This window comes from Burkholderia mycopellens, from assembly GCF_964265025.1.
Lineage (GTDB): Bacteria > Pseudomonadota > Gammaproteobacteria > Burkholderiales > Burkholderiaceae > Burkholderia.
On the sequence record NZ_OZ183803.1, the window covers coordinates 586,596 to 610,245 of the forward strand.

At 63.3% G+C, this 23,650-nt stretch carries 22 protein-coding genes and 2 pseudogenes; 18 read left to right on the forward strand and 6 right to left on the reverse strand.

Annotated features, from left to right (window positions below; translation table 11 throughout):
* Positions 1-142 precede the first annotated feature (142 nt).
* Together ACPTTC_RS20915 and ACPTTC_RS20920 are read right to left on the reverse strand one after the other, a co-directional pair.
* The gene (locus tag ACPTTC_RS20915; protein WP_011354149.1) at positions 143-904 is read right to left on the reverse strand and encodes an ABC transporter permease; all 762 of its coding nucleotides are present in this window, start codon (positions 902-904) and stop codon (positions 143-145) included.
* A 3-nt stretch (positions 905-907) separates the two neighbouring features.
* Positions 908-1,852 (reverse strand): ABC transporter ATP-binding protein, encoded by a 945-nt coding sequence (locus tag ACPTTC_RS20920; RefSeq protein WP_423393737.1) that lies wholly within the window; start codon positions 1,850-1,852, stop codon positions 908-910.
* A gap of 435 nt (positions 1,853-2,287) precedes the next feature.
* Between ACPTTC_RS20920 and ACPTTC_RS20925 the strand changes: the two genes are divergently transcribed.
* The 7 genes from ACPTTC_RS20925 to ACPTTC_RS20955 all read left to right on the forward strand — a co-directional run bounded on the left by ACPTTC_RS20925 (position 2,288) and on the right by ACPTTC_RS20955 (position 9,460).
* Complete coding sequence (locus ACPTTC_RS20925) at positions 2,288-2,584, forward strand: cupin domain-containing protein (RefSeq protein ID WP_423393738.1); 297 nt, start codon at positions 2,288-2,290, stop codon at positions 2,582-2,584.
* 617 nt (positions 2,585-3,201) lie between these two features.
* On the forward strand, positions 3,202-4,806 hold the full coding sequence (locus ACPTTC_RS20930) for a DUF2957 domain-containing protein (protein WP_423393739.1): 1,605 nt from the start codon (positions 3,202-3,204) through the stop codon (positions 4,804-4,806).
* A 71-nt stretch (positions 4,807-4,877) separates the two neighbouring features.
* Positions 4,878-6,131: a DUF2957 domain-containing protein gene (locus tag ACPTTC_RS20935; RefSeq protein WP_423393740.1), complete on the forward strand. Its 1,254-nt coding sequence runs from the start codon at positions 4,878-4,880 to the stop codon at positions 6,129-6,131.
* 73 nt (positions 6,132-6,204) lie between these two features.
* On the forward strand, positions 6,205-7,029 hold the full coding sequence (locus tag ACPTTC_RS20940) for an OmpW/AlkL family protein (RefSeq protein ID WP_089462135.1): 825 nt from the start codon (positions 6,205-6,207) through the stop codon (positions 7,027-7,029).
* 121 nt (positions 7,030-7,150) lie between these two features.
* The gene (locus tag ACPTTC_RS20945) at positions 7,151-7,654 is read left to right on the forward strand and encodes an activator protein (protein ID WP_069260616.1); all 504 of its coding nucleotides are present in this window, start codon (positions 7,151-7,153) and stop codon (positions 7,652-7,654) included.
* A gap of 182 nt (positions 7,655-7,836) precedes the next feature.
* Positions 7,837-8,106 (forward strand): hypothetical protein, encoded by a 270-nt coding sequence (locus ACPTTC_RS20950; RefSeq protein WP_423393741.1) that lies wholly within the window; start codon positions 7,837-7,839, stop codon positions 8,104-8,106.
* 232 nt (positions 8,107-8,338) lie between these two features.
* Positions 8,339-9,460: a hypothetical protein gene (locus ACPTTC_RS20955; protein WP_423395689.1), complete on the forward strand. Its 1,122-nt coding sequence runs from the start codon at positions 8,339-8,341 to the stop codon at positions 9,458-9,460.
* Positions 9,461-9,577: 117 nt separating this feature from the next.
* On the opposite strand, the gene ACPTTC_RS20960 is transcribed toward ACPTTC_RS20955, so the two are convergent.
* Positions 9,578-9,775, reverse strand: coding sequence for a hypothetical protein (locus ACPTTC_RS20960; RefSeq protein WP_423393742.1), 198 nt, complete (start codon positions 9,773-9,775; stop codon positions 9,578-9,580).
* A gap of 196 nt (positions 9,776-9,971) precedes the next feature.
* On the opposite strand from ACPTTC_RS20960, the pseudogene ACPTTC_RS20965 reads away from it, so the two are divergent.
* From ACPTTC_RS20965 to ACPTTC_RS21010, 10 genes and pseudogenes are all read left to right on the forward strand, one after another.
* A pseudogene (locus ACPTTC_RS20965) lies at positions 9,972-10,652 on the forward strand (DUF2345 domain-containing protein).
* Positions 10,649-12,625 (forward strand): T6SS effector phospholipase Tle3 domain-containing protein, encoded by a 1,977-nt coding sequence (locus tag ACPTTC_RS20970; protein ID WP_423393743.1) that lies wholly within the window; start codon positions 10,649-10,651, stop codon positions 12,623-12,625. Before ACPTTC_RS20965 ends, ACPTTC_RS20970 begins: the two are co-directional and overlap by 4 nt.
* Positions 12,622-13,350 (forward strand): T6SS immunity protein Tli3 family protein, encoded by a 729-nt coding sequence (locus tag ACPTTC_RS20975; RefSeq protein WP_423393744.1) that lies wholly within the window; start codon positions 12,622-12,624, stop codon positions 13,348-13,350. The genes ACPTTC_RS20970 and ACPTTC_RS20975 overlap by 4 nt, the downstream gene beginning before the upstream one ends.
* Positions 13,351-13,355: 5 nt before the next feature.
* Complete coding sequence (locus ACPTTC_RS20980; protein WP_423393745.1) at positions 13,356-13,571, forward strand: hypothetical protein; 216 nt, start codon at positions 13,356-13,358, stop codon at positions 13,569-13,571.
* Positions 13,543-13,986, forward strand: a complete 444-nt coding sequence (locus ACPTTC_RS20985; protein WP_423395690.1) for a T6SS immunity protein Tli3 family protein — start codon at positions 13,543-13,545, stop codon at positions 13,984-13,986. The genes ACPTTC_RS20980 and ACPTTC_RS20985 overlap by 29 nt, the downstream gene beginning before the upstream one ends.
* Before the next feature lie 348 nt (positions 13,987-14,334).
* Positions 14,335-14,481 carry a hypothetical protein gene (locus tag ACPTTC_RS20990; RefSeq protein WP_423393746.1) on the forward strand — a complete coding sequence of 49 codons (147 nt, stop codon included), beginning with the start codon at positions 14,335-14,337 and terminating at the stop codon, positions 14,479-14,481.
* 415 nt (positions 14,482-14,896) lie between these two features.
* Positions 14,897-15,487 (forward strand): annotated as a pseudogene (locus tag ACPTTC_RS20995) (hypothetical protein); the annotation flags it as partial.
* Between the two features lie 416 nt (positions 15,488-15,903).
* A complete protein-coding gene (locus ACPTTC_RS21000; RefSeq protein WP_423393747.1) occupies positions 15,904-17,046 on the forward strand; it encodes an MGDG synthase family glycosyltransferase in 1,143 nt (380 codons plus the stop codon).
* Positions 17,043-17,537, forward strand: a complete 495-nt coding sequence (locus ACPTTC_RS21005) for a hypothetical protein (protein ID WP_423393748.1) — start codon at positions 17,043-17,045, stop codon at positions 17,535-17,537. The genes ACPTTC_RS21000 and ACPTTC_RS21005 overlap by 4 nt, the downstream gene beginning before the upstream one ends.
* Positions 17,538-17,550: 13 nt before the next feature.
* Complete coding sequence (locus ACPTTC_RS21010) at positions 17,551-18,135, forward strand: dual specificity protein phosphatase family protein (protein ID WP_423393749.1); 585 nt, start codon at positions 17,551-17,553, stop codon at positions 18,133-18,135.
* Positions 18,136-18,217: 82 nt separating this feature from the next.
* Here ACPTTC_RS21010 and betA read toward each other — a convergent pair whose 3' ends face one another.
* Genes betA through betI form a run of 3 tightly spaced genes read right to left on the reverse strand, consistent with a single transcriptional unit; the run spans position 18,218 to position 22,021 of the window.
* Positions 18,218-19,918 (reverse strand): choline dehydrogenase, encoded by a 1,701-nt coding sequence (gene betA, locus ACPTTC_RS21015; protein ID WP_423393750.1) that lies wholly within the window; start codon positions 19,916-19,918, stop codon positions 18,218-18,220.
* Between the two features lie 16 nt (positions 19,919-19,934).
* Entirely contained in the window at positions 19,935-21,404 is a 1,470-nt protein-coding gene (betB, locus tag ACPTTC_RS21020) for a betaine-aldehyde dehydrogenase (protein ID WP_175954620.1), read from the reverse strand.
* Between the two features lie 32 nt (positions 21,405-21,436).
* The gene (gene betI, locus ACPTTC_RS21025; protein WP_226196190.1) at positions 21,437-22,021 is read right to left on the reverse strand and encodes a transcriptional regulator BetI; all 585 of its coding nucleotides are present in this window, start codon (positions 22,019-22,021) and stop codon (positions 21,437-21,439) included.
* A gap of 722 nt (positions 22,022-22,743) precedes the next feature.
* Between betI and ACPTTC_RS21030 the strand changes: the two genes are divergently transcribed.
* Positions 22,744-23,646: an alpha/beta fold hydrolase gene (locus ACPTTC_RS21030; RefSeq protein WP_226196189.1), complete on the forward strand. Its 903-nt coding sequence runs from the start codon at positions 22,744-22,746 to the stop codon at positions 23,644-23,646.
* Positions 23,647-23,650 lie beyond the last annotated feature (4 nt).

The following is a 23,650-nucleotide window of genomic DNA, read 5'->3' on the forward strand; positions in this document are numbered from 1 at the left end:
AAGGGGCCGCGAAGCGCGTGCTTCGCGGCCCCGATGCTTCATCTTCAGTAGACGCGACCACAAAATGCCATATCAGAGGAAAAGCGCCGCCTGCTTGCCCAAATGCGTCATCGGCGGCGGCGCGGGGGGGCGCCGTATTGCGTCAGTTCTTCAGCTTGTAGCCGGTGCGGAACATCCACGCGACGATCGCCAGCAGGATGACGAGGAACAGCGACGTCGCGCCGAGGCTGACGCCCACGTGCACGTCGGCGATGCCGTAGAACGACCAGCGGAAGCCGCTGACCAGGTAGACGATCGGGTTGAACAGCGTGACGACGCGCCACGCGGGCGGCAGCATGTCGACCGAATAGAAGCTGCCGCCGAGGAACGTGAGCGGCGTGATGATCAGCAGCGGCACGAGTTGCAGCTTCTCGAAGCTGTCGGCCCAGATGCCGATCACGAAGCCGAACAGGCTGAACGTGATCGCCGTCAGCACGAGGAACAGCACCATCCAGAACGGATGCAGGATGTGCAGCGGCACGAACAGGCCGGCCGTGGCGAGGATGATCACGCCGAGCAGGATCGACTTCGACGCGGCCGCGCCCACATACGCGATCACGATCTCCCAGTACGACACGGGTGCGGAGAGAATCTCGTAGATCGTGCCCGTGAAGCGCGGGAAGTAGATGCCGAACGACGCGTTCGAGATGCTCTGCGACAGCAGCGACAGCATCACGAGGCCCGGCACGATGAACGAGCCGTAGCCGATGCCGTTCACGTCGCTGATGCGCGAGCCGATCGCGGAGCCGAACACCACGAAATACAGCGACGTCGAGATCACCGGCGCGATGATGCTCTGCATCAGCGTGCGGCGGGTGCGGGCCATTTCTGCGCGGTAGATCGCGCGGATGCCATGCAGGTTCATGCGTCAGGCTCCTTGCATGCCGTTGCGGCGGTTGTCGATCAGGCTGACGAAAATATCCTCGAGCGAGCTCTGCGTCGTGTGCAGGTCGCGGAAGCCGATGCCGGCCGAGCCGAGCGCGTTGATCAGTTTCGCGATGCTCGCGTCGTCGCGCTGCGAGTCGTACGTGTAGACGAGCGCGGCGCCGTCGTCCGCGCGTTCGAGCCCGAACGGCGCGAGCGTGGGCGGTACGTCGGCGAGCGGGTGCTCGAGCTGCACGGTGAGCTGCTTCTTGCCGAGCTTGCGCATCAGCTCATGCTTTTCCTCGACGAGCACGAGCTCGCCGCCGAGGATGATGCCGATCCGGTCGGCCATTTCCTCGGCTTCCTCGATGTAGTGCGTGGTCAGCAGGATCGTCACGCCGCTCTCGCGCAGCGAATCGACGAGCTTCCACATGTCGCGGCGCAGCTCGACGTCGACGCCGGCCGTCGGTTCGTCGAGGAACAGGATGCGCGGCTCGTGCGACAGCGCCTTCGCGATCATCACGCGGCGCTTCATGCCGCCCGACAGCGTCATCAGCTTGTTGTCGCGCTTGTCCCACAGCGACAGCGCCTTCAGCGTCTTCTCGATATGCGCGGGATTGGGCGCCTTGCCGAACAGGCCGCGGCTGAACGACACGGTCGCCCAGACGGTTTCGAACGCGTCGGTCGTCAGTTCCTGCGGCACGAGGCCGATCATTTCACGGGCCGCGCGGTATTGATCGCGGATGTCGTGGCCGCCGACCGTCACGCGCCCTTCGGTCGGCGTGACGATGCCGCAGATCGAGCCGATCAGCGTCGTCTTGCCGGCGCCGTTCGGGCCGAGCAGCGCGAAGATCTCGCCGGGGCGGATGTCGAGGGTCACGTGCTTCAGCGCCTGGAAGCCGGACGCGTAGGTCTTGGAAAGATCGGAGACGGAAAGGATCGGTTGCATGCTCACGGATGGCATGGCCGGCCGGCGCGACGGTGTGTGCCGCGCGTGCCCGGCATCGCCGCCGCTCGCGAAGCGGCCGGGATCGGGGACGGCATGGCGAACGGGCGTCATGTCGAACGGCGTTGTAGTGCGGGATCGCGGGACCGCCATATTAGCAATCGGTAGATAGAAATGCATGCTCGTGGAAAGGGCGTGCGTTGCCGGTGCCGGATTTGCACGAATTGACCGTGTGTTGCTGAATAACGCGGCGCTTTATTTGCGATGCGCGAACAATTTACGCCGTTTTCGGCGAATCGGGCAGCGATCGGGTCTCGGCTCGGCCGCCGCGCGACCGGCCGGCCGACTGTGCCGCCCGAAGGCCGCCGCGCCGTACCGGGACGGCATGCGCGGCGCTCGCGATAATGCGTCCCTCTCATCGTTCGCGGAGCGGGGCACATGGCTTTGATCGATTTCAAAACCGTGGCGGCGGCGCAGGCCGTCGCGTGGACATCCACGATCGTCGGCGAGGTCGGGCCGGCCAGGATCAAGGTGCTGCGCATGGATGCGCAGGCTTATGAAGCGGAAGTGCACGACTACAACGAGGGATTGCTGGTGCTGGACGGCCGGATGATGCTCGAGGTCGGGGGCGAGACGGTCGTGGTCGAGGCCGGGCAGATGTACCTGGCGCTTGCCGGAACCCTTCACGCGGTGCTGCCGGGCAGCCACGGCACGCTCGCGATCATCGATGTGTAAGGTTGCGCCGCAACATGCATGCGAGCGGCTCAGGCCCGACTGGCTTGGCCAAGCGCGGATTGGCAGGCGCCGTTCAAACGCGTGTTATACAGCTTGGGTATTTGTCTGAGCAAATAAAATGAAGGCTGTTTGAAAATCTGTCAAATACCGTATGAACGCTAGGATTGCGCGGTTTCGGTCGTTTGGAACTCTGCATCCATTTACTTGTGGGTATCGTCCGCTCATAGTCTCCACAAACGACGCATCACGATAACGAATCAAGCGTACGGATGGAGACCCATAGATGAGACGCGTATCCGCGGGGCCAGTCGGACTGCCGTTTCCCGCTTTTTCGCTGAATGCAGGCGCGATGCAGATCGCATGCCTGCGTTGCCCTATCGCCGTGTAGCGGCGAACCACTTCCCGTTTCGATCGTTCCGACGGCGCCGTGCCGCATGACGGCGCCGCGGGAGAGCGCTTGCCTGCCGCCGCGGCGCGTGCCGCATTTGCCTGACCGGCATCGCGGCCGTCTTGCGCGCATCGTCATGCGCCGCGCGTTCGTGCTGCGGCGCGATACCAACCGGCGGGCCATGCAGCCTGTCCGGACGAGACTTGTCGTACCTGAAAAGGAGGGGTTGATGATTTGCATTCCTGAATGGCGGAAGGCGATCCTGTCGTGCGCGGTAGCCGCTTTGCCGTTCGTCGCCGGTTGCGGCGGCGGCGACGATCCGGGGCCGATCAATGTGCCGCAATGTTCGGGCAGCGCATGCGGGCCGAGCGGCGCTGAAACGACGCCGCCGGTCGTGACGAAGCTGTGTCCGGACGCGCTCGATTACACGACGACGTATACGGGCGGTTCGGGCAGCGGCGAGTACGTGAAGGTGAAGTTCGACACGACGAAGCTCACCTATCAGATGCAGTTCCTCGACTCGTCGGTGCCGACGTCGGCGGGGCAGATCAACAACACGCGCGCCGGCCTGACGATCAACGGCGCATTCCATCATCCGACCAATCTTCCGACGGCCGAGCAGAACCGCTGCGCATTCGTGCTCGACAGCGGCGCGACGAGCGACGGCACGTATTCGGTGACGATCAATCGCGCGGATCCGCCGATGCTGTTCGTCGGCAATGGTGTGGTGGGCGGCGGGATTCCGGGTGCGACGATCGCGTTCCAGGGGATCGAGGTCGTGCCGGGCTACTTCCTCGGTACTGTACCGTCGCGCACGTTCGACTTCTATCCGTTCATCGGCTTTACCGACACGGAAACGGATTTCACGAAGGTGGCCGGCGCATACAACGAAGTCGGCATTCACCTGTCGCCGACCGGCACCGGCTTCCAGACCACCACGCCGCAGGGCTGGCAGCCGGACGTCGTGAACTGGAACCAGACGCTCAATGCGGACGGCTCGTGCACGATCACGCAAGGCAGCGACTACTCGTGTCAGACGACCGGCACGCCGTGGACGTTGCGCAAGAACGCGGACGGCACGTCCGACAACGTATTCGTCAGCAATGCGCAGACGGGGCAGCCGTATCCGTCGGCCGGCCAAGGGCAGCCGATCGTGCTTCTCGTGCCGAGCCAGGCCCATGGCGTGATGATCGTCGGCAAGCTGAACGGTGCACTGGTGCCGGTGGTGATCCGTGTAGGGTACGCGTATGCCCCGCCGGGCAATCCGTTCGGTTCGGTGGCCGATGCGGAAGTCGGCATCTCGATGCTCGCGCCTTCCAAACCGGTTGCGGCCAACGTGCTGAAGGGCGGGTTCATCGGTGCGACGAGCGCGTCCGCGTGCGGTGTGGTGACGAACAACGGGCCGTCGAGCAACGCGGCTGCTGCGCGACCGAGCTTCGACCCGATGATCCCGCATCCGGACCTGCCGGGCGTGTTCAACACCAGTTTCAATTACTTCACGCCGTCTGCCGGCAACTGTACCGATGGCACCGCCGTATCGACCATCGCGGCGAACTACACGTCGACGCTCTTCCAGGGCAATACCGCGGCATTCATCGATCCGCAGACGTCGTCGGAGACGGCTCAGTTCGGGCTGGACTATACGCAGGCATCGCCCGGCAAGATCGCGGTCACGGCCAACAGCGACTTCAACGCGAAGGGCGCCAGCGGCAACGTGGCGATCTTCAAGAAGGGCGACAAGGGCTGGATCGTGACGGCCGGCAACGTCTACGCGATGGTCGTCAACAACAGCCAGGTCAACCCGTTCTTCACGGTCGGCGCGTTCGTCCAGTGACCCTGCACTGAACACGTAACACCGGCGGCGCACGCGTCGCCGCCGGCGAATCGAATTTCAAGAGGATTCCTATGAATTTGAAACAATGGATGGCCGCGGCGTCGCTCGCGCCCGTGCTGGCCGCCTGCGGCGGAGACGGCGACCCGCCGCCCGCGCCGGTGGTCCGGCTGTGCCCGCAGACGATCGACTACAACACGGTGTTCATCGGCGGATCGGGGTCGGGCGAGCTCGTGAAGGTGCAGCTCGATACGACGAAGATGACGTACCGGATGACGTATCTCGCATCGCCGGTGCCGAGCACCACGGGTACCGTGCAGCCGACCCGCGACACGGCGCCGGCCAACGTGGTCGACGGCACGCTCGGCGACGAAACGGGGCTGCCGACGGTGAAGCTGAACCAGTGCACGTTCCGGATGCAGAACGCGAGCCTCGACCCGAACCGGCCCGCGCGGCTGTTCCTCGGCGAAGGCGTGCTGGGCGGCGCGATTCCCGGCGCGACGATCCAGTTCAACGGCGTGATCGGCGTCGGCAAGATTGCGCAGACGACGTTCCCGTACTACCCGTTCATCAGCTTCTCGTCGCTGGAAACCGACCTGACGAAGATCGCCGGCAAGTACAACCAGCTCGGCTATCACCAGGTGCCGTCGCAGAACTTCCAGCCGGTGGCGCTCGACCAGCAGGTGACGATCAATGCGGACGGCAGCTACGTCGAAACCGACAACTTCGGCAAGAAGAACGGCGGGCAGCCGCTCGCGTCGAGCGCGACCGTGAACCAGCCGTTCACGCTGCGGCCCGATGCGCCGGCGTTCCAGTCGCTCAACTACCTGCCGCAGATTCCGCCGACGCTCGCCGCGGCCGATCCGGCGAAGGCCGGCAAGGGGATCCTGATCGTCGGCAAGCTGCGCAACCAGCTCGTGCCGATCTTCATCCGCACCGGTGCTGCCAACGCGGACCTCACGCAAGGCCCGCCGAGCGCGGACGACGAATCGGGCATCTCGTTCCTGAGCCCGCAGACGGCGATCGCGCAAGGCTCGCAGAACGGCGAGTACACGGGTGTCGACAGCGCATTCAACTACCGCGCGACCGCGCTCGTCGGCGCGCAGGCCACGCTGCTCGATCCGTTCAATGCGTCGCAGGCCGCACTCACGCGCGCGCTGAACCTCGACTACACGCAGAAGGTGCCCGGTGTCGTCACGACCGTGCATGCGGACGCGGCGTCGGGGCCGGCGACCGGCAAGTTCGTGTTCACCGGCGGCGTATTCGGGTTCCTCGACATGAACGATACGAGCAACCCGTACTTCACGGTCGGCGCATTCGTGCAGTGACGCACGCCAGGATGGAGACACGGTGGCGCCGCGCGCAGGTGCGCGGCGCCCGGACAGAATGAGGGGAGACTTCATGAAGAAGCTGATTGTCGCGGGTGTCGTCGCAGGCGTGTCGACGCTCGCATCGGCCCAGCAGGCGGGCGACAACGTCGCGACGCTGGGCTGGCTGCACATCATGCCGCAGGATTCGACCAACGGGCTGACGACGAATCTCGCGAGCATGCCGATCAACGGGCCGCTGCGCCTGCCCGGGTCGTTCACGTCGCCGGGCACGAGCCTGACGGTCAACAACGCCGATACGGTCGGCCTCACGCTCACGCACTTCTTCACCGACCATATCGCGGTCACGTCGGTGCTCGGCGTGCCGCCCGAGTTCACGCTGACCGGGCACGGCACGATCCGGCCGCCCGGCCCGGCCGGCGCGCTCGGCAGCGTCAACATGGACGATCCGGCGAACCAGCCGGCGGTGAAGAACGCGCGGCAGTGGAGCCCGACGGTCATTCTGCAGTACTACTTCAATTCGCCGACGGCGCGGTTCCGGCCGTTCGTCGGGATCGGCGTGGCCTACAGCTGGTTCAGCAACATCGAGCTGAATGGCAACTTCGCGAAGGACATCAACGAGAACCTCGGCAGCGTACTCGCGGCCGGCGCAGGCAAGCCGGGGCCGACGTCAGTGGAGGGCAAGGCGTCGTCGTCGTTCACGCCGGTCTACAACGTCGGCGCGAGCTATGCAATCGACAAGCACTGGGGGCTCACGGCAACGCTGACGTACATGCCGTTGAAGACCTACTCGTCGCTCGTGATCAAGGCGGCCGACGGCTCGACGCTCGCCACCACGCGCACGCGGCTGAAGGCCGATCCGCTGATCACGTTCGTCGGGATTTCCTACAAGTTCTGAGCCGTCCGGCGCGCATGACGCGCGCCGGCGGCTTCCTGCGACCGGTTGGCCGGACCCTTCCGGCCGGGAGGTCGCGTTCCTGGCGGCATGCCGCCATTTGTGAAGAGAGGGGGCAGTTCAAATGAGCATTCGCAAAATCGTATCGCTTGTTGCTGCAGTGGCTTTCACCGCGGTTTCGGCCGCGCCTGCTTTCGCCGTTACCGTTTCGCGTGCCGACGGCCAGCCGATGAACCCGAATGGCGAGCCGTTCTCGGCGTCGGGGATCACGAATCTCAGCAAGGGATCGATCAGCGCTTCCTGTACCGCGACCTTCAACGGCACGATCACGTCGACCGGCATCGTCAACATCACGTCGACGCAGTTCACCGGCGGCGGGACCTGCGGCCTCATCGCCGGAAGCGCGAGCAGCGCGTCGCCGTGGACGGGGCAGGCTGACAGCACGACACAGCTGTCGATCAATAACGCGAAGGTGACCGTGACGCTGCTCGGCACTTGCGGGCCGAGCAAGGTCGTGACGGCGTGGAGCGATTCGAACTCGTCGCTGACGTTCAACAACGCTGTGCTGACGCCGGATTGCACGGTGGGCGGCACGGTCCTGACGTCGCCGAAGTTCCACGTGCAGTAAGCGTCGCGGATCGAAGCAGGATGCCCGCCGCGCGCGAGGGCCGTGCGGTAGGTGCGGCGGGTATTCGCGGTTTCGATGGGTCCGTGCCGTCGCGTGTATCGGCGCGACGGCCGGATTCAATGGGCAGAGCGGTCGCGTTTCTCGTGTAAGGCCGCCATACATCAAGAGAGAGGGCCGGACAGATGAAGATTCGTCCAACTGCATCGCTGGTTGCCGTAGTCGCATTTACCGCGATTTCGGCCGCACCCGCATTCGCAGTGAGCGTTTCGCGAGCAGATGGCTTGCCGATGAATCCGAACGGAGAACCGTTTTCGGCGACGGGCATCACGTCGCTCCAGAAGGGGGCGGTCGGTCCGATCAACTGTATGGCGACGTTCAACCACGCCGTGCTGACGCCGGATTGCACGGTGAACGGCACGGTCATCATGTCGCCGAAGTCCCACGTTCAGTAAGCGCCGCCGATCGAAGCGGCGTGCTTGCCGCGCACGAAGGCGGCGCGGGATGGACGCGGATTTCCGCTTCTTAGACGTTTTCGAGCCGTCGCCCGGATCAGCGTGGCGACAGGCTGACCACACGTGTCGCGATCCGACGCGTGGGGTCTTGCGGGTCGGCACGGCGTACCGCGCCAGCCGATTCGACCGAATTAACCCTATTCCAATTGGCCAGAATACTCCCGGAAGACCCATGCTTACCGATCCAGCAAAGTATGGAGATGCCCGCGGCGCGACGCCTGACCGGCTGCGCACGGCCGCGTGGTTGCAGTACCTGATCGACCGACTCGACGCTGCCGCGTGCGCGACGAAGGCGGGTGACGCTGACGACACGACCGTCATCACGTCTCACGCGATACGCATGCGGGCTGGCGCGAGCCTGTCCCGAGAAGCGACGGCGATGCTTCACCGGCTCGCGCCGTGGATCGCCTCGGACGGCGGCATCTGCGCATGCGACCTGACCGACCCGCGCGGCGCGTGCTCGCATGTGCCTTCGATGCAGCAACTCGCCGAAGCCGAACGCAGCTGCCCCGGCTCGCGCGCCGTGTTCGACACCGCGCACGGCGCGATCGATGCCTGCGCATTCGACGACCCCGATATCGGTTGGGCCGCGCTCGAGCGAATTGCCGGCGGTGTCGAAGGCAACGGGGGCGATGACGGCGAAAGCACTGAACATGAAAAGGGCGCGCAGGACGGCTTGCCGCCTGTGAAGAACCTGAGAGACAGGCTGGCCGCCGTCGCGGCGGCGAGTGGAGAAACGTCGGCGCTGCCTGGCGCCGTCATCGACGCGATCGTGCTGCGCGCGTGCGGGCCGCGCGACGATGCATCGCGCATCGACGAGATGGCTGCGCTCGCGACGTTCTCGGCCGTGCTCGCCGCCGGCAACGGAACGTCCGTTGCCGCGTATGGCGGTCAGCACAACCTCGTGGCGCGGGCGATACGCACGCATCGTGCCGATCTCGCGTCGGTGGACGGGCTGCTCGCGGCGTTATCCGTGTGCAGGCTCGATCAGCTCGTCGGCGCGGGCAGCTTCTGGGCTTACTCCCTGCTGGCGGGCATCGTGATCGCAGCACCGGACGCCGTCCGGGAAATCGGTCGCCGCTTTCATGGCGACGAGTGGCAGGCGTGGCTCGATCACGTGCTTGCATGGCCGGCGGTCAGCCGATTCGGGCCGAAGGAGGACGTCGCGTTCGAACGCCTGCAAGGCGCGATGAGCCTGACGTCGCGATGGAACCCGATCATTCGTGGGAAGCGGATGCGCAAGCAGGGTGGTGGGATGGTTCGGCTCGGTGGGGTTGAAAGGAAGCCCGAGTGACACGCAGATTCTGTCCGACTTCCAGTTCTTCGTTTAATTGAATTTTCGAACAGGTTCTATTTGATTTTTTAGTTTCGTAGATTAAGGTCTTGCCGGGATCAATTCAAAAATGTTTGACTACGAGAAAAATCCTTGGCCACGAGCAATGTCCTTGTCGATGCCGGCGTGCGTGGCGGTATCGACGTTCACCAGTTCTACCGTCTCGATATGCCTCAGGCAAAGCGTGCCGCGCTCGCGGATATCTTTGCGTTTGATGGTACGTCCGGCATAGGTGAGCCGACGAAATTCACGATCCAGTTTACGGATCCCGAACACGATCTGTCACGGATCGAATTCTTGAACAGGCCGTGCAGGTTCGTCATTCAGCCTCCTCCTCGCGACCGCTGGAGTGAGCCTGAGTCGGCACGGTCCGTCCACGGCATCGTGACGAGCTTTGCACACTTGAGTAGCAACCGGAATCAATCCACTTACCGCGGACCTGCGGGCGGCGAACGCATGGTTGAAAGACGAATTGACGGGATTGAAGAAAGCCGTCATTGCGTTGTCGGCGCCACATGGCATCGGTATGGCGACACCGGACCGCGTGATGGTTTCTGCAGGCAAGGATGTGAGCGTGGCCACGTCGGCCAGGTTCAGCGTGAATGCGATCGGAAATGTTGCGATCGCGGCTGGAGGCGTCCTGTCGCTGTTTGCTCACAAGATGGGTGCGAGGCTCCATGCGGCGCGAGGGAAGGTGCAGATTTAGGCGCAGTCGGATGCGATGGAATTGGTCGCCCAGAAGGACATGCGTATCACGAGCGCCGATGGCACCGCGACCATGAATGCTGCCAATGGCGTCGTTCTGAGCGGAGGCGGGTCGGCCTACGTCAAGGTGCAGGGAGACAATGTGGAGATTGGCGGGGCCGGCTGCCTGATCCTGAAGATCATCGAGATTCAGAAGGAAGGGCCGGGTGCGCTGTCGCTCCCGCTGCCGAAATTCGGGCAGGTCGGCATTCCAAACGACGAGCGCTTCATTCTGACCGATCACATCACCGGCCGGCCGGTGGCGAACCGGGCATACCGGATACGGCTTGCGGATGGGCAGATCGTCGAGGGCGTTACCGACGAGAAAGGCGAAACCTCGCTGAGTCGACAGGATGTCGCGCAGGGTCTCAAGCTGCTGCTGAAGAAAGACGAGGGGCTTGATACATGACCGAACGGAACATTTCGTCTGACGATAACGCGGCAGCCGACAATGCCGCTGCTCCGGAGGCGTTTCGGCTTCATACCGCCACCCGGATCGTGCCGATGCAGCGTGATCATCTTGGGCAACCTTTTTGGGAGTCCTATCACACGCCGACCAGCTTCGAGGTGCGGGCGGAGTGCCGGATTCCGCCGCATATGCCGGGGGTGATCATTTTCGTGCATGGCGTCAATTCGACGGGGGAGTGGTATAACGAGGCCGAGAAGGCACTGTGTGAAGGATTGAACGAACGATTGAATCGCCCAGAAGGTACGAAACTAAAAGAAAATAAATATATCGCTTTCGATAAAGCGACGGATCGATCTATCCCGCGACGGATTGACCCGAAGTGGGTTGGACATTCTCCTGTAATCCGGTTCTTCTGGGGCTACAGTGCAACCTCTGGAAACGAGCGCAAATGGCGTGTCCCGTTGCGCAATCAGAACGATGCCGATTTCTGGGCGCGCCACTGTACAGATGAAAACGGTTCATGGTTAGGGAGTAATGCCCCGCCGGGACCGTGGTTTTGGGGAGGCGGCCCATTTCAGAACGGTACGAACAACCTCCAGCAGTTGTGGAGCGACGCTGGCTTCAAACGCCATGTCCTCGGTTTTGATATGGAAACCCTGAATACCGAGGCAGATCGTCAGCTTCAGGACGCACCACCGCGCAGCTACTATGCACACGCGGCACAACGGTTGGCGAAACTGATCGACAGGATCAGAGACAAATGCCCGCGCGATACCGTGACGGTCATGTCGCACAGCCAGGGCACCATGATCGCGATGGCGGCCACTGCACTATGTACGACGCGCGCGCCGGATGCCCTGTTCGTGATGAACTCGCCTTATGCACTTGACGACAAGATCACCGACGCCCTTTCATGCGGCCCCGATCGTCCGACTGAGGCGGCTCGTGTCAATACGTTTCGGAACATTGCGTTGCGCATAAAGCGGGACAAACGTGTCATGACCGAAGCGCAGATGCAGCAGCTTCAATGTGGCGCGTCCGAAGACATGGACTTCTGGCGGCCCGATAACAAGCGTCGGTCCGGCATACACGAACGTGACAATCATGGCCGACTGTACGTGTACTTCACGCCGCATGATCGGGTGATGGGGGCTGCACCGCTGAAGAGTATCGGCTGGCAAGGTGTGGATGACGAACTGCTCAAGGATTTGGGAGATACCGTCAAGCAGCGCATGCTGGCGCGCGGTACGCCGGTCGGCGATGAGCCAGGCGTAAAGAAGTTCGGCACGCTGCCGCCAACGCCAGAGGATAAGCTGGTTCCAGGTGCAAAGCCGAGCGACTTCTGGAACGGCAACCGGAACATCATTCCCCCTCTCTTGACGCTTTGGGCGGTTCCGCATCCCGACAAGACGGTCACGATCAATGCCGAGCGGGTACCGCAGCCGGTCACGGCCGACGAGATGAAGAACTTTGAAGAGTCTCGTGCAGATGCTCCTCAAATGGGAGAGTGGAAAGTGAATCCGAATGACCCAGACACCGGTAGCTATGCCGACAAGGACTACCGCTTCAATCGATCAATCTATGAACCGAAGCTGAACGTGACGACGGAGGATATTTATACGTCCAGGCGTGGGGTCCGGCTTGAAAGTCAGGATGAAATGCTTGAGCGACGTGACACCTACAAGGCCGAGCCAACCAATCACAGCACGCTGCCTCAGCATCAGGCATTCATGGCGCGTGTGGTGGCCTACGATCTTCCCGTCGGATTCTGTGATTCCTATGAGATGCCGTCCTTCTGGACGTCCTTGATGAAACTGGCTGACTGGACCCAGGGTACGGATCCGTACCTCGAGAGCGGTGTGCCAGACACTGTCGTCAGGCCGACTCTCATCGATTGGGACACGGTGGCCGAGGAGCAAAGCAGGCTGGACGGTGAGCGTCTCGTTCGGCAGCAGTATGGGGGATCGGCATGAAGTCCTTCTCGGTTGTGATAGCGCTGGTCGTATTGACATCGGGATGCGCAACGCAGCCGCCGCAGCGCCCGACCTTCAAACTGAGCGATTTCAGGAGTTCGACGCTCAAGGAATTGCCATACGACTCACCGCCGCAGACCATCTATCGGATCGACGATCACCGGTTTGTGACACTTGAACGCTATCGGGACTGCAATCACGGAGAGAGCTACTACAACGACACGCGTATGGGTATCCGAAAGTACCTGGGGCGAGGTCGCTTCGAGAATTTTCAAGGCCGCATCATCAACGCAGATCCAACGGGAATGAACATCGTTTTGCCGCTGGCGTATCCGCCGCGAGCATTTTGCGGTAATGGTGAGAAAGGTTGTGTGGTTCCTTTTTGGTACTCAACAGATGGTGGGCGGACGTTTCTCGTCGGGGATTACGCAGATCATAGCTTTAGACCGTTCGATGATTCAAAAAACTATACATTCGCCGTAACAAAAGAAAAGTTATATATCGCGGAAAAATCCGCCGGAAATGATGTGTATGTCTTGGAATATCCAATGATTAATGGTATTGATTTGAGTCGACCATACCCGGCTGGCGTTAAGGGAGATAGCTTTGCTGAGTCGAAACGACCTCAGTTCCTTCGAGGAATTTTCACACCTTCCGGACAAGATCGAATCACGTGCGATTCGTCGCTCAAACCGACGAATCCCGATGCACCGTTGGTGCAATAGGACGAATGGATCAGAAGACATTCGCGAAGCCAGTTACGGTGATATACCGCGTGACGGTGATTGCCTCGATTGTGCTGATGCAGGGCCGCGCAACGCAGCAGCCGCAGCGACCGACCTTCAAACTGAGCGATTTCAGGAGTTCGACGCTCAAGGAATTGCCATACGACTCACCGCCGCAGACCGATCTACCGGATCGACGATCACCGGTTTTTAACACTTGAACGCTATCGGGACTGCAATCACGGAGAGAGCTACTACAACGACACGCGTATGGGTATCCGAAAGTACCTGGGGCGAGGTCGCTTCGAGAATTTTCAAGGCCGCATCCTCAACGCAGATCATAGCGTTAGACCGTTCGATGATTCGAAGCGGTATACATTCGCAGTCTTGAATGTAAGGCTTTTTGTTGCGAAAAACGACTACGCTGACGAGTCGGAAGCATATGTGCGCGAGTACCCAATGGTTTATGGAATCGATCTCAGCAAGCCTTATCCTCCAGGAATCAGAGGATCCAGTTTTGCGGAATCCAAGCGCCCGAACTACCTTCGGGGAGCCTCGACACCCTCCGGCCAAGATCGAATCACCTGCGATTCTTCGCTCAAACCTACAAATCCCGACGCGCCTCCGACACCGTGAAGCGCATGACTACCATTCAGCGAAGGAGAAAATTAAATGAGAAAAATAGGACTGCAAATCTTGTACTCGATGCTTGTCTTGACGTTCGTGACGGGTTGTGCGGTTCCACTTGGCTTCTACCCATGACCGCTGCGCGAGAGTCGGAGGCCGTCGATCGCCGTCGGAAATTCCGGTCTCGCCGTGGGGCGCGTGCAACCGTATCCACGCATGCATTTAACCCACGGATCCCCTGCTGATGAAAATCCCCGTTCGCCTTGGCGACCCCACCACACACGGAGGCGTCGTCAAAAACCGCCTCGTTGACCTTCACCCTCGACGGCTGCAAGGTGCGCCCTGCATCACGATATCGTGTCGTGCCCCGAGCACGGCGACAACCGTATCGTCGAATCCGGCGAAGGCTACAGCGAAGGCGGCCGCCCTTGGGCACTCAACCGCTGCCGCACCGAATGTGGCAGTGAGGTCATCGCCAGCGGAACCGGAATGACAATCTCATGAGCATGAACTGGAGTGTCCCAGATGTTGCCGAATACCAGTATGGCAAGCCGCCGTCGATCTGATGGTACGTCATCGCGTTCGTCGTCATTCAGGTAGCTCAAGCCGCAAGCCTGCCTGTTTCGCCCGATTTCGACACCATCAGACTCCGTCGCGGACACACTGGAAAGACTGCTGTCGGCCGAACAGACAACCGGTGCACGCATCCGGCACGGCTGGTCGAGCGGGTTGTCGCGACAGAGCCGCCACGCGACGAGCGGGGCGATCGAGGATGCCGGTCTCAACCTGGTCGAACACGATCTGGACGGTGCAATCGGTGAGCCCGGCCTGGTGAGTGCTTGGCTACTCCAGGCGCTCTGCCGAATATAACGGGAGCGGCGACTGCGAATGTCCCGAACATGAAAAGGGCGCGCAGGACGGCTTGCCGCCTGCGAAGAGCCTGAGAGAAAGGCTGGCCGTCGTCGCGGCGGCGAGTGGAGCAACGTCGGCCTTGCCTGGCGCCGTCATCGACGCGATCGTGCTGCGCGCGTGCGGGCCGCGCGACGATGCATCGCGCATCGACGAGATGGCTGCGCTCGTGACGTTCTCGGCCGTGCTCGCCGCCGGCAACGGAACGTCCATTGCCGCGTATGGCGGTCAGCACAACCTCGTGGCGCGGGCGATCCGCACGCATCGCGCCGATCTCGCGTCGGTGGACGGGCTGCTCGCGGCGTTACCCGTGTGCAGGCTCGATCAGCTCGTCGGTGCGGGCAGCTTCTGGGCCTACTCCCTGCTGGCGGGCGTCGTGATCGCGGCACCGGACGCCGTCCGAGAAGTCGGTCGCCGCTTTCACGGTGACGAGTGGCAGGCGTGGCTCGATCACGTGCTTGCATGGCCGGCGGTCAGCCGATTCGGGCCGAAAGAGGACGTCGCGTTCGAACGCCTGCAAGGCGCGATGAGCCTGACGTCGCGATGGAACCCGATCATTCGTGGGAAGCGGATGCGCAAGCAGGGTGGCGCAACACCCTGATTCGGGAGCACGTGGGACACGGCCGGCCGATGCATCGCCTTTGCCGAACCGACATGTGAGGATGCCAAACCAATCGCGCACGAGCACGTGGCTCGCGCCGAATGCCGAGCCCCGTTCGCACGCGTGAGCGGGCGTCAGCCGGTGACGCGCCGAGCCGCCATGCCGGCCACTGGTCGCATGCCACGCCATCCATCTTTCCTGGCCGCCTGACTGCCTGACTGCCTCCCCGATCCAGGCGCCATCGACCGAACGCAGTATGATTCCGCAGTCGATGCGGGCGATCGCTTCGCTGTAACCGCCCGCCCGCACCGCCGAAGATCGGCCAGGCTTGTTGCACACCGGACGCAAACCGCCGCCGCGTGAGCGCGCCGCTGCGAACCCGCCTCCGGACCCCCTTCATCGAAACGGTCAGTCAGATGTCAAAGCCAAGCAAGAAGATCCTCCTCCTGAGCGTCAGCGCCGGCGCCGGCCATACTCGCGCGGCCGAAGCGATCCGCGCGTTCGCCGACCACCATCCCGCCGGCATCGAAGCCACCCACCTGGACGTGATGGATTTCGTGTCCACCGGCTTTCGCAAGCTTTACACCGATCTCTACATCAAGCTCGTCAGCAGCCAGCCGGCGCTGTGGGGCTACCTGTACCAGAAGACCGACGAAGTCGATCCCGCCGCGCCGTCGCAGAAGATCCGGCGCGCGATCGAGCGGCTCAATTGCCGGACCCTGCTCGCGGAGATCGAACGGCAGCGCCCGGACGCGATCATCTGCACGCACTTCCTGCCGGCTGAACTGCTGTCGCGCGAGATCCGCAAGGGGCGCGTCGACACGCCGGTGTGGGTGCAGGTCACCGATTTCGACCTGCACAGCATGTGGGTCGTGCCGAACATGCGCGGCTATTTCGCTGCCAACGACGAGATCGCGTGGCGCATGCATGCGCGCGGCATGGCGCCGGAATCGGTGCACGTCAGCGGCATTCCGATCATGCCGGCGTTCGGCCAGCCGCTCGATCGCGCGGCCTGCGCGGCCGAATTCGGCCTCGATCCCGCGCGCCCGACGTTCCTGATGATGTCCGGCGGCGCCGGCCTCGGCGGCCTCGACGTACTGGCCGCGCGCCTGCTGGAGATGGATGCCGACTTCCAGCTGATCGCGCTGGCGGGCAAGAACAAGGCGATGCTGGCGTCGTTGCAGGCACTGGCCGCGCGGTATCCGGGCCGGCTGTTTCCGCAGGGCTTCACGCAGCAGGTCGAACGCCTGATGGCCTGTGCCGACCTCGTGATCACGAAGCCGGGCGGGCTGACGACGTCGGAATGTCTCGCGATGCAGTTGCCGATGATCGTCAACTCGCCGATTCCGGGCCAGGAAGAGCGCAATGCGGATTTCCTGCTCGAACAGGGTGTCGCGCTGAAGGCGATCGACGACGATGCGCTCGTCTACCGGATCCGTGCGTTGCTGCAGACGCCGGAGCGTCTCGCCGACATGCGCCGCCGTCTCGCGCCGCTCGGGCGGCCGCTCGCCGGCCGCTTCGTGCTCGATCGCGTGCTGGGCCTGGAGCCGGCCGCATGAGCGGCGCGCGTTTTGTGCCGACGCGCCATACGGTGTTCGTCGTCGCGTGGGTCATGTTGCTCGCGTACTTCTTCGCGAACGTGGAGATCCAGATCGAAGGCAGCGCGGGCTGGGCCGCCAACCTGCCGACGTGGCGCATCGAGCATCACTGGCTGCTCGACATCTTCTGGGGCGGGCGCCCGATGACCGGCTACCACGCATGGGTGTTCCCGTTCGTCGCGCTGTTCTTTCACCTGCCGGCCGTGTTCAATGGACGATGGTCGTGGCGCATCGAAGCCCGCATCATCGCGTGCATCATGGTGTTCTGGCTGACCGAGGATTTCCTGTGGTTCGTGCTGAATCCGGCTTACGGCCTGGCCCGCTTCAATCCGGCCAACGTGCCATGGCATATCCACTGGCTGGGCGTGGCCCCGACGGACTACTGGACGATGAGCGCCGCCGCGATCGTGCTGTTCATGCTTTCCCGCGAGCGCAAGCGCGCATTTTACTGAGCCCTGACCCGACATGAAAATCGCCGTCATTGCCGCGATCGCCGCCACGCTTGCCGGACTCGTGCAGCCGGCCGAGGCGGACCCGGCTTCCGAGGTGTCCGCCCGGCCGATCAAGTGGGCGCAGGGCGTGACCGATGCGCATGTGAACAACCTGCACCGCATCACGCCGACGCTGTATCGCAGTGCCCAGCTGTCGCGCTCGGACGTGCCGGAGCTGCAGAAGCTCGGCATCCGCAAGGTCATCAGCTTCCGTTCGTTTCACGCGGACGACAGCATCCTGGCCGGCACGCAGATCAAGATGCAGCGCATCCGGATCAACACATGGGACATTCGCGACGAAGACATGGTCACCGCGCTGAAGGCGCTGCGCACGGCGGACCAGGACGGCCCGGTGCTGATCCACTGCCAGCACGGCGCCGATCGTACCGGCCTCGTGTCGGCGTTGTACCGGATGGTGTACCAGGGCTGGACGCGCGAGCAGGCGCTCGATGAACTGCAGCACGGCGGCTACGGGTTCCATCCGATCTGGAAGAACATCACGAACTACCTGATGCACGTGGACGTCGAGCGTTTGAAGCGAGAAGTGAACAGCGGCTGACGAACGCATGAAAAACGCCGCCGATAATCGCTGCCGGCGGCGTTTCGTCAGTATCGGTGAGCGGGCGGCACGCCCGCCGTCGTCAAACCGTCTCCGGCTGCCGCACCGCCTTCGCGACATTCCTCGCCATCGCCCCGTTCGCCACGAAGTAAGGCACCTCCACCCGCGCCAGCGCCTTGCGCCCGCGAATCCTGTCGGCGATTTTCTCGGCGATCATGATCGTCGGCGCATTGAGGTTGCCGGTCGTGATGATCGGCATGATCGACGCATCGACGACGCGCAGGCCGTCGAGCCCGTGCACGCGCCCTTCTTCATCGACCACGGCCATATCGTCGTAACCCATCTTGCACGAGCACGACGGATGGAACGCGGTCTCCGCGCGGGCGCGCACGAACGCGTCGAGTTCCTTGTCGGACTTGCAGTCGGCGCCCGGATTCAGCTCGCGGCCGCGATAGCGGTCGAGCGCGGGCTGCCGCATGATCTCGCGCGTCGCGCGGATCGCATCGCGGAACTCGCGCCAGTCGAGTGCTTCGGCCATGTAGTTGAACAGGATGCTCGGGTGCGCGTTCGGATCGCGCGAGCGCAGCTTCACGCGACCGCGGCTCGGCGAGCGCATCGAGCCGACGTGTGCCTGGAAGCCGTGCATCTCGATCGCGTTCGAGCCGTTGTAGTTGATCGCCACGGGCAGGAAGTGATACTGGATGTTCGGCCACAGATCGTCGTCGCGCGTGCGGATGAAGCCGCCCGCCTCGAAGTGGTTGCTCGCGCCGAGGCCGGTGCCGTTCAGCATCCATTCGAGGCCGATCTTCGGCTGGTTCCACCACTTGAGTGCCGGGTACAGCGATACCGGCTCCTTGCACTCGTACTGGATGTACATCTCCAGGTGATCCTGCAGGTTCTGGCCGACACCGGGCAGGTCGAGCACGACGGGAATGTCGAGTTCCTTCAGCCACGCGCCGGGGCCGACGCCCGAGCGCTGCAGCAGTTGCGGCGATGCGATCGCGCCGCTGCACACGAGCACTTCGCGGCGCGCCTGCGCGGTCGCGCGTTCGCTGCCGCGCAGGTACGTGACGCCCGACGCGCGCTTGCCGTCGAACAGGATGCGGTCGGCGAGCGCGTGCGTGACGATCTCGAGGTTCGGCCGCGCCTTCGCCTGGTCGAGGTAGCCGCGCGCGGTGCTGGCACGGCGGCCCTTCGGCGTGACGGTGCGATCCATCGGGCCGAAGCCTTCCTGCTGATAGCCGTTCAGGTCGTCGGTGCGCGGATAGCCGGCCTGCACGCCGGCATCGACCATCGCTTCGAACAGCGGGTTCACGCCCGGCTTGCTGGTCGTGACCGACACGGGGCCGTTGCCGCCGTGATAGTCGTTCGGGCCGACGTCGCGCGTTTCGGCTTTCTTGAAGTACGGCAGGCAGTCGAGGTAGGTCCAGTTCTCGAGGCCCTTGTGCGTCGACCAGTTGTCGTAGTCGAGCGCGTTGCCGCGGATGTAGCACATCCCGTTGATCAGCGACGAGCCGCCGAGCCCCTTGCCGCGGCCGCATTCCATCCGGCGGTTGTCCATGTGCGGCTCGGGGTCGGTTTCGTACGCCCAGTTGTAGCGGCGGCCCTGCAGCGGATAGGCGAGGGCGGCCGGCATCTGCGTGCGGAAGTCGAAGCGGTAGTCGGGGCCACCCGCTTCGAGCAGCAGCACCGTGACGTCCGGATCTTCCGTCAGGCGCGTGGCGAGCACGTTGCCCGCGGAACCGGCGCCGCAGATGATGTAGTCGTATTCGCGTGTCGTCATGACGGATTCTCCTTCTTTAAAACACCGGGTTGTAGCGGCCGAGCTCGACCTGCACCGACTTGATTCGAGTGTAGTGCTCGAGCGTGGTGATGCCGTTCTCGCGCCCGACACCGGATTGCTTGTATCCGCCAACCGGCATCTCGGCCGGCGATTCGCCCCACGTGTTGATCCAGCAGATGCCGGCTTCGAGACGATGGATCGTGCGGTGCGCGCGCGACAGGTTCTCGGTCACGACGCCGGCGGCCAGGCCGTAGTGCGTGTCGTTCGCGCGGGCGATCACTTCGTCCTCCGATTCGAAATCGAGGATGCTCATTACCGGCCCGAAAATTTCCTCGCGGACGATCTTCATGTCGTCGCGGCAATCCCCGAACACGGTCGGTGCGACGTACTGGCCGCTGCCGAAGTGGCCGTCGGTCAGGCGCGTGCCGCCCGCGAGCAGCTTCGCGCCCTCGGCCTTGCCGCTCTCGATGAAGCCGAGCACCTTGTCGAGCTGCGCGGCCGACACGAGCGGGCCGAAGTTGGTGTCGGCATCGGTCGGCTTGCCGACGCGGATGCGCTTCACGCGTTCGAGCACGCGCTGCGTGAACGCATCCTTGATCGAGCGGTGCACGAACACGCGCGTGCCGTTCGTGCAGACCTGGCCCGAGCTGAAGAAGTTGGCGGTCACCGCGATGTCGGCCGCGCGGTCGAGATCCGCATCGTCGAACACGATCAGCGGCGACTTGCCGCCGAGTTCCATCGTCACTTCCTTCAGCGACGACGCGCCGGCCAGCGACATCACCTTCTTGCCGGTTTCGACGCCGCCGGTGAACGACACCTTCGCGATATCCGGGTGGCCGGTGAGCAGCGCGCCGACTGAGCCGTCGCCCTGCACGACGTTGAACACGCCGGCCGGCACGCCGGCTTCCGTATAGATTTCCGCGAGCTTCAGCGCGGTGAGCGGCGTGACTTCGCTCGGCTTGAACACCATCGCGTTGCCGGCCGCGAGCGCGGGCGCCGTTTTCCAGCACGCGATCTGGATCGGGTAGTTCCACGCGCCGATGCCCGCGCACACGCCGAGCGGCTCGCGGCGCGTGTAGACGAACGACTCGGCGCGCAGCGGCACCTGCAGCCCTTCGATCGCGGTCGCGAGGCCCGCGTAGTACTCGATCACGTCCGCGCCGGTGACGATGTCGACCGCGAGCGTCTCGGCGATCGGCTTGCCGGTGTCGCGCGTTTCGAGCGCCGCGAGTTCGTCGTTGCGCTCGCGCAGCAGGTCGACCGCGCGGCGCAGGATGCGCGAGCGCTGCATCGCGGTCATCGCGGCCCATTCACGCTGGCCTTCCTGTGCGGACGCCACCGCGCGGTCGACGTCGGCCGCGCTGGCCTGCTGCACCTGCGCGAGCAACTCGCCGGTGGCGGGATCGAAGGTGTCGAAAGTCTTGCCGCTCGTGGCGTCGACGTAACCGCCGCCGATGTAGAGGCGCTGCAAACCGAATACGGACATGAGGATCTCCTTGAGGGCGACTGCGTGACGCGTCAGTCGGACGCGAGCAGCAGGTCGATGTAATCGTGGGCGAGCTTCAATGCAGCCCGGGTGTCGATCGGGCCGCCGGCGAGTGCGCCGCGCAGCCACAGGCCGTCGATCAGCGCGGCGAGGCCGCTGGCGGCTTCGCGCGCTTGCTTGCGCGGCAACGCCTTCGCGAATTCGGCGCACAGGTTCGAGTGGAGGCGCCGTGTGTTGACGTGCTGCAGACGCTTGAGCATCGGGTCGTGCATGCTCTGCGACCAGAACGCGAGCCACGTCTTCATCACGGGCGCGCTGACCTGCGTGTCGTCGAAGTTTGCGGCGACGACCGCGCGCAGCCGCGAGCGCGGATCCTTGCGTGCCGCCACGCGGCGCCGCGTGGTGGCCGACCACAGGTCGCGCAGCACGTGCCGCATCGTCGCTTCGAGCAGGCCGTCCTTGTCGCCGAAGTAGTGGCTGACGATGCCCGTCGAGATGTTCGCGCGCTGCGCGACCGATGCGAGCGTCGTGCCGGGCAGCCCCGTTTCGTCGATCGACCGCAGCGTGGCGTCGATCAACTGTGCGCGGCGAATCTCCCGCATTCCGACTTTCGGCATCACGACTCCCTTCACCCGGACGGGCCGTTCATGGAAGTCGAGAGCTTAGCGGTTTTTTATTGAACGTTCAATCAACAAAAAAATCGGGGTCTGACGGTTTCAGCGGGTGTCCGGCAGGCGAGCGAGACCCCCGATCGCGGGTTGTGCAGGTGCGGAAAAATAATTGAAAGATGATTAAAAAAGCTGGAGTTTGTTTAAAACGCTTTGTGAAGTGAGCGATCAATCCGGCTAATCGTTGCAGGTGTCGAAGCGATTACGGAGTGAAAGAATATTGAGTTATGTGATATTCGGTCCGGCATGGAAGTCGGCTCGCAAGCCGACGTCACGACTTATTCATGAAAATCCGTTTTAAATGAGTGAGTGAAAATTTATAACACATTGATTTAAAATGAATATATTTCGATTGACCAGGGATTTGCCATCTCCTCGCAAACGATTGCGATCGCCCTCGGGTGAATTCCGCTTACCATAAAAAATGAGGGAATAATTTGAATTTGCCGAATTTCCTAATGGAGTAGAGGGTATCGTTGGACTGACTTGAGTCAGTAATATTGTCCGTATTAGTATGGCGCCGCACCATGAGGAATGAATCGATGCCGCCGGTATGGGCGCGGTGCATTGGCCAACAGCGCGATTCGGAGTGCGCGCGAACACCCGGCGCAGTCATTGCGCACCTGCAGCATGCCGCGACGTCGAGACGCCGCATCCACCGGAGAACGACGATGCTGACCGAAAAACACGTGGTCCCGCTGCCGAATGGTCTGAAGGTCTACGTCGAACGGAACGTGTTCGACCCGGCGTTCGACACGGCGATGCTCGTCAACGGCGCCCTCGCGACGACCGCGTCGTTCGGGCAGACCGTCCAGTATCTCGGCGAGCGGATGAACACGATCTGCTTCGACCTGCCGTATGCGGGGCAGTCGCGCCAGCACAACCCGGGCTGCTTCATCCTGACGAAGGACGACGAGGCCGCGATCCTGCAGTACCTGGTCGAGCGTTTCGCGCCGGCGTACCTCGTGTCGGTGTCATGGGGCGGCGTCGCGTCACTGTTCGCGCTCGCACGCGGCTGCCCGAGCGTGCGGCGCGCGGCGATCTGCTCGTTCTCGCCGTTCCTGAACGATGCGATGGTCGACTACGTGACGCGTGCCCGCGATCACATCGCGGCCGGCGAGAACCTGAAGGCCGCGCAGTTGCTGAACGACACCGTCGGCCGCTATCTGCCGCGCATCATGAAGCTGTACAACTACCGGTATCTCACGCGCCTGCCGCGCGACGAGCAGGACCAGGTCGCGTTCCACGTCGACCAGATCCTGTCGCTGCAACCCGAGCGCTACTTCAGCGAGTTCTCGAACATCGGCTGCGAGCTGCTGTTCCTGAACGGCGAGCGTGACGAATACACGACGCCTGCCGACGTGCGCCAGCTCGGCGCGCACGTGCCGCGCGCGCGGTTCGCGACGGTGCCGGACGCCGGCCACTTCCTCGACATCGAAGGCCGCGCGCAGCGCGAATACACGCGTTCGGCGCTGCTCGACTTTTTCTGCGGCGAGTCGTCGCGCGCCGCCGGCATCGCGCTTGCGGCCGCGCAGGCGTGCGTGCCCGCATCGATGCACGCGCTGTCGTCGTGACGCA

What these genes read in the sequence shown, in the direction of transcription:
- ACPTTC_RS20940 (WP_089462135.1), top strand. Translation starts at nt 6,205, where the DNA reads ATGAAGAAGCTGATTGTCGCGGGTGTCGTCGCAGGCGTGTCGACGCTC.
- betA (WP_423393750.1), bottom strand. Translation starts at nt 19,918, where the DNA reads ATGACGACACGCGAATACGACTACATCATCTGCGGCGCCGGTTCCGCG.
- ACPTTC_RS20980 (WP_423393745.1), top strand. Translation starts at nt 13,356, where the DNA reads ATGGATCAGAAGACATTCGCGAAGCCAGTTACGGTGATATACCGCGTG.
- ACPTTC_RS21010 (WP_423393749.1), top strand. Translation starts at nt 17,551, where the DNA reads ATGAAAATCGCCGTCATTGCCGCGATCGCCGCCACGCTTGCCGGACTC.
- betI (WP_226196190.1), bottom strand. Translation starts at nt 22,021, where the DNA reads ATGCCGAAAGTCGGAATGCGGGAGATTCGCCGCGCACAGTTGATCGAC.
- ACPTTC_RS20930 (WP_423393739.1), top strand. Translation starts at nt 3,202, where the DNA reads ATGATTTGCATTCCTGAATGGCGGAAGGCGATCCTGTCGTGCGCGGTA.
- ACPTTC_RS20915 (WP_011354149.1), bottom strand. Translation starts at nt 904, where the DNA reads ATGAACCTGCATGGCATCCGCGCGATCTACCGCGCAGAAATGGCCCGC.
- ACPTTC_RS20935 (WP_423393740.1), top strand. Translation starts at nt 4,878, where the DNA reads ATGAATTTGAAACAATGGATGGCCGCGGCGTCGCTCGCGCCCGTGCTG.
- ACPTTC_RS21000 (WP_423393747.1), top strand. Translation starts at nt 15,904, where the DNA reads ATGTCAAAGCCAAGCAAGAAGATCCTCCTCCTGAGCGTCAGCGCCGGC.
- ACPTTC_RS20950 (WP_423393741.1), top strand. Translation starts at nt 7,837, where the DNA reads ATGAAGATTCGTCCAACTGCATCGCTGGTTGCCGTAGTCGCATTTACC.
- ACPTTC_RS20925 (WP_423393738.1), top strand. Translation starts at nt 2,288, where the DNA reads ATGGCTTTGATCGATTTCAAAACCGTGGCGGCGGCGCAGGCCGTCGCG.
- ACPTTC_RS21030 (WP_226196189.1), top strand. Translation starts at nt 22,744, where the DNA reads ATGCTGACCGAAAAACACGTGGTCCCGCTGCCGAATGGTCTGAAGGTC.
- ACPTTC_RS20920 (WP_423393737.1), bottom strand. Translation starts at nt 1,852, where the DNA reads ATGCAACCGATCCTTTCCGTCTCCGATCTTTCCAAGACCTACGCGTCC.
- betB (WP_175954620.1), bottom strand. Translation starts at nt 21,404, where the DNA reads ATGTCCGTATTCGGTTTGCAGCGCCTCTACATCGGCGGCGGTTACGTC.
- ACPTTC_RS20975 (WP_423393744.1), top strand. Translation starts at nt 12,622, where the DNA reads ATGAAGTCCTTCTCGGTTGTGATAGCGCTGGTCGTATTGACATCGGGA.
- ACPTTC_RS20945 (WP_069260616.1), top strand. Translation starts at nt 7,151, where the DNA reads ATGAGCATTCGCAAAATCGTATCGCTTGTTGCTGCAGTGGCTTTCACC.
- ACPTTC_RS21005 (WP_423393748.1), top strand. Translation starts at nt 17,043, where the DNA reads ATGAGCGGCGCGCGTTTTGTGCCGACGCGCCATACGGTGTTCGTCGTC.
- ACPTTC_RS20955 (WP_423395689.1), top strand. Translation starts at nt 8,339, where the DNA reads ATGCTTACCGATCCAGCAAAGTATGGAGATGCCCGCGGCGCGACGCCT.
- ACPTTC_RS20970 (WP_423393743.1), top strand. Translation starts at nt 10,649, where the DNA reads ATGACCGAACGGAACATTTCGTCTGACGATAACGCGGCAGCCGACAAT.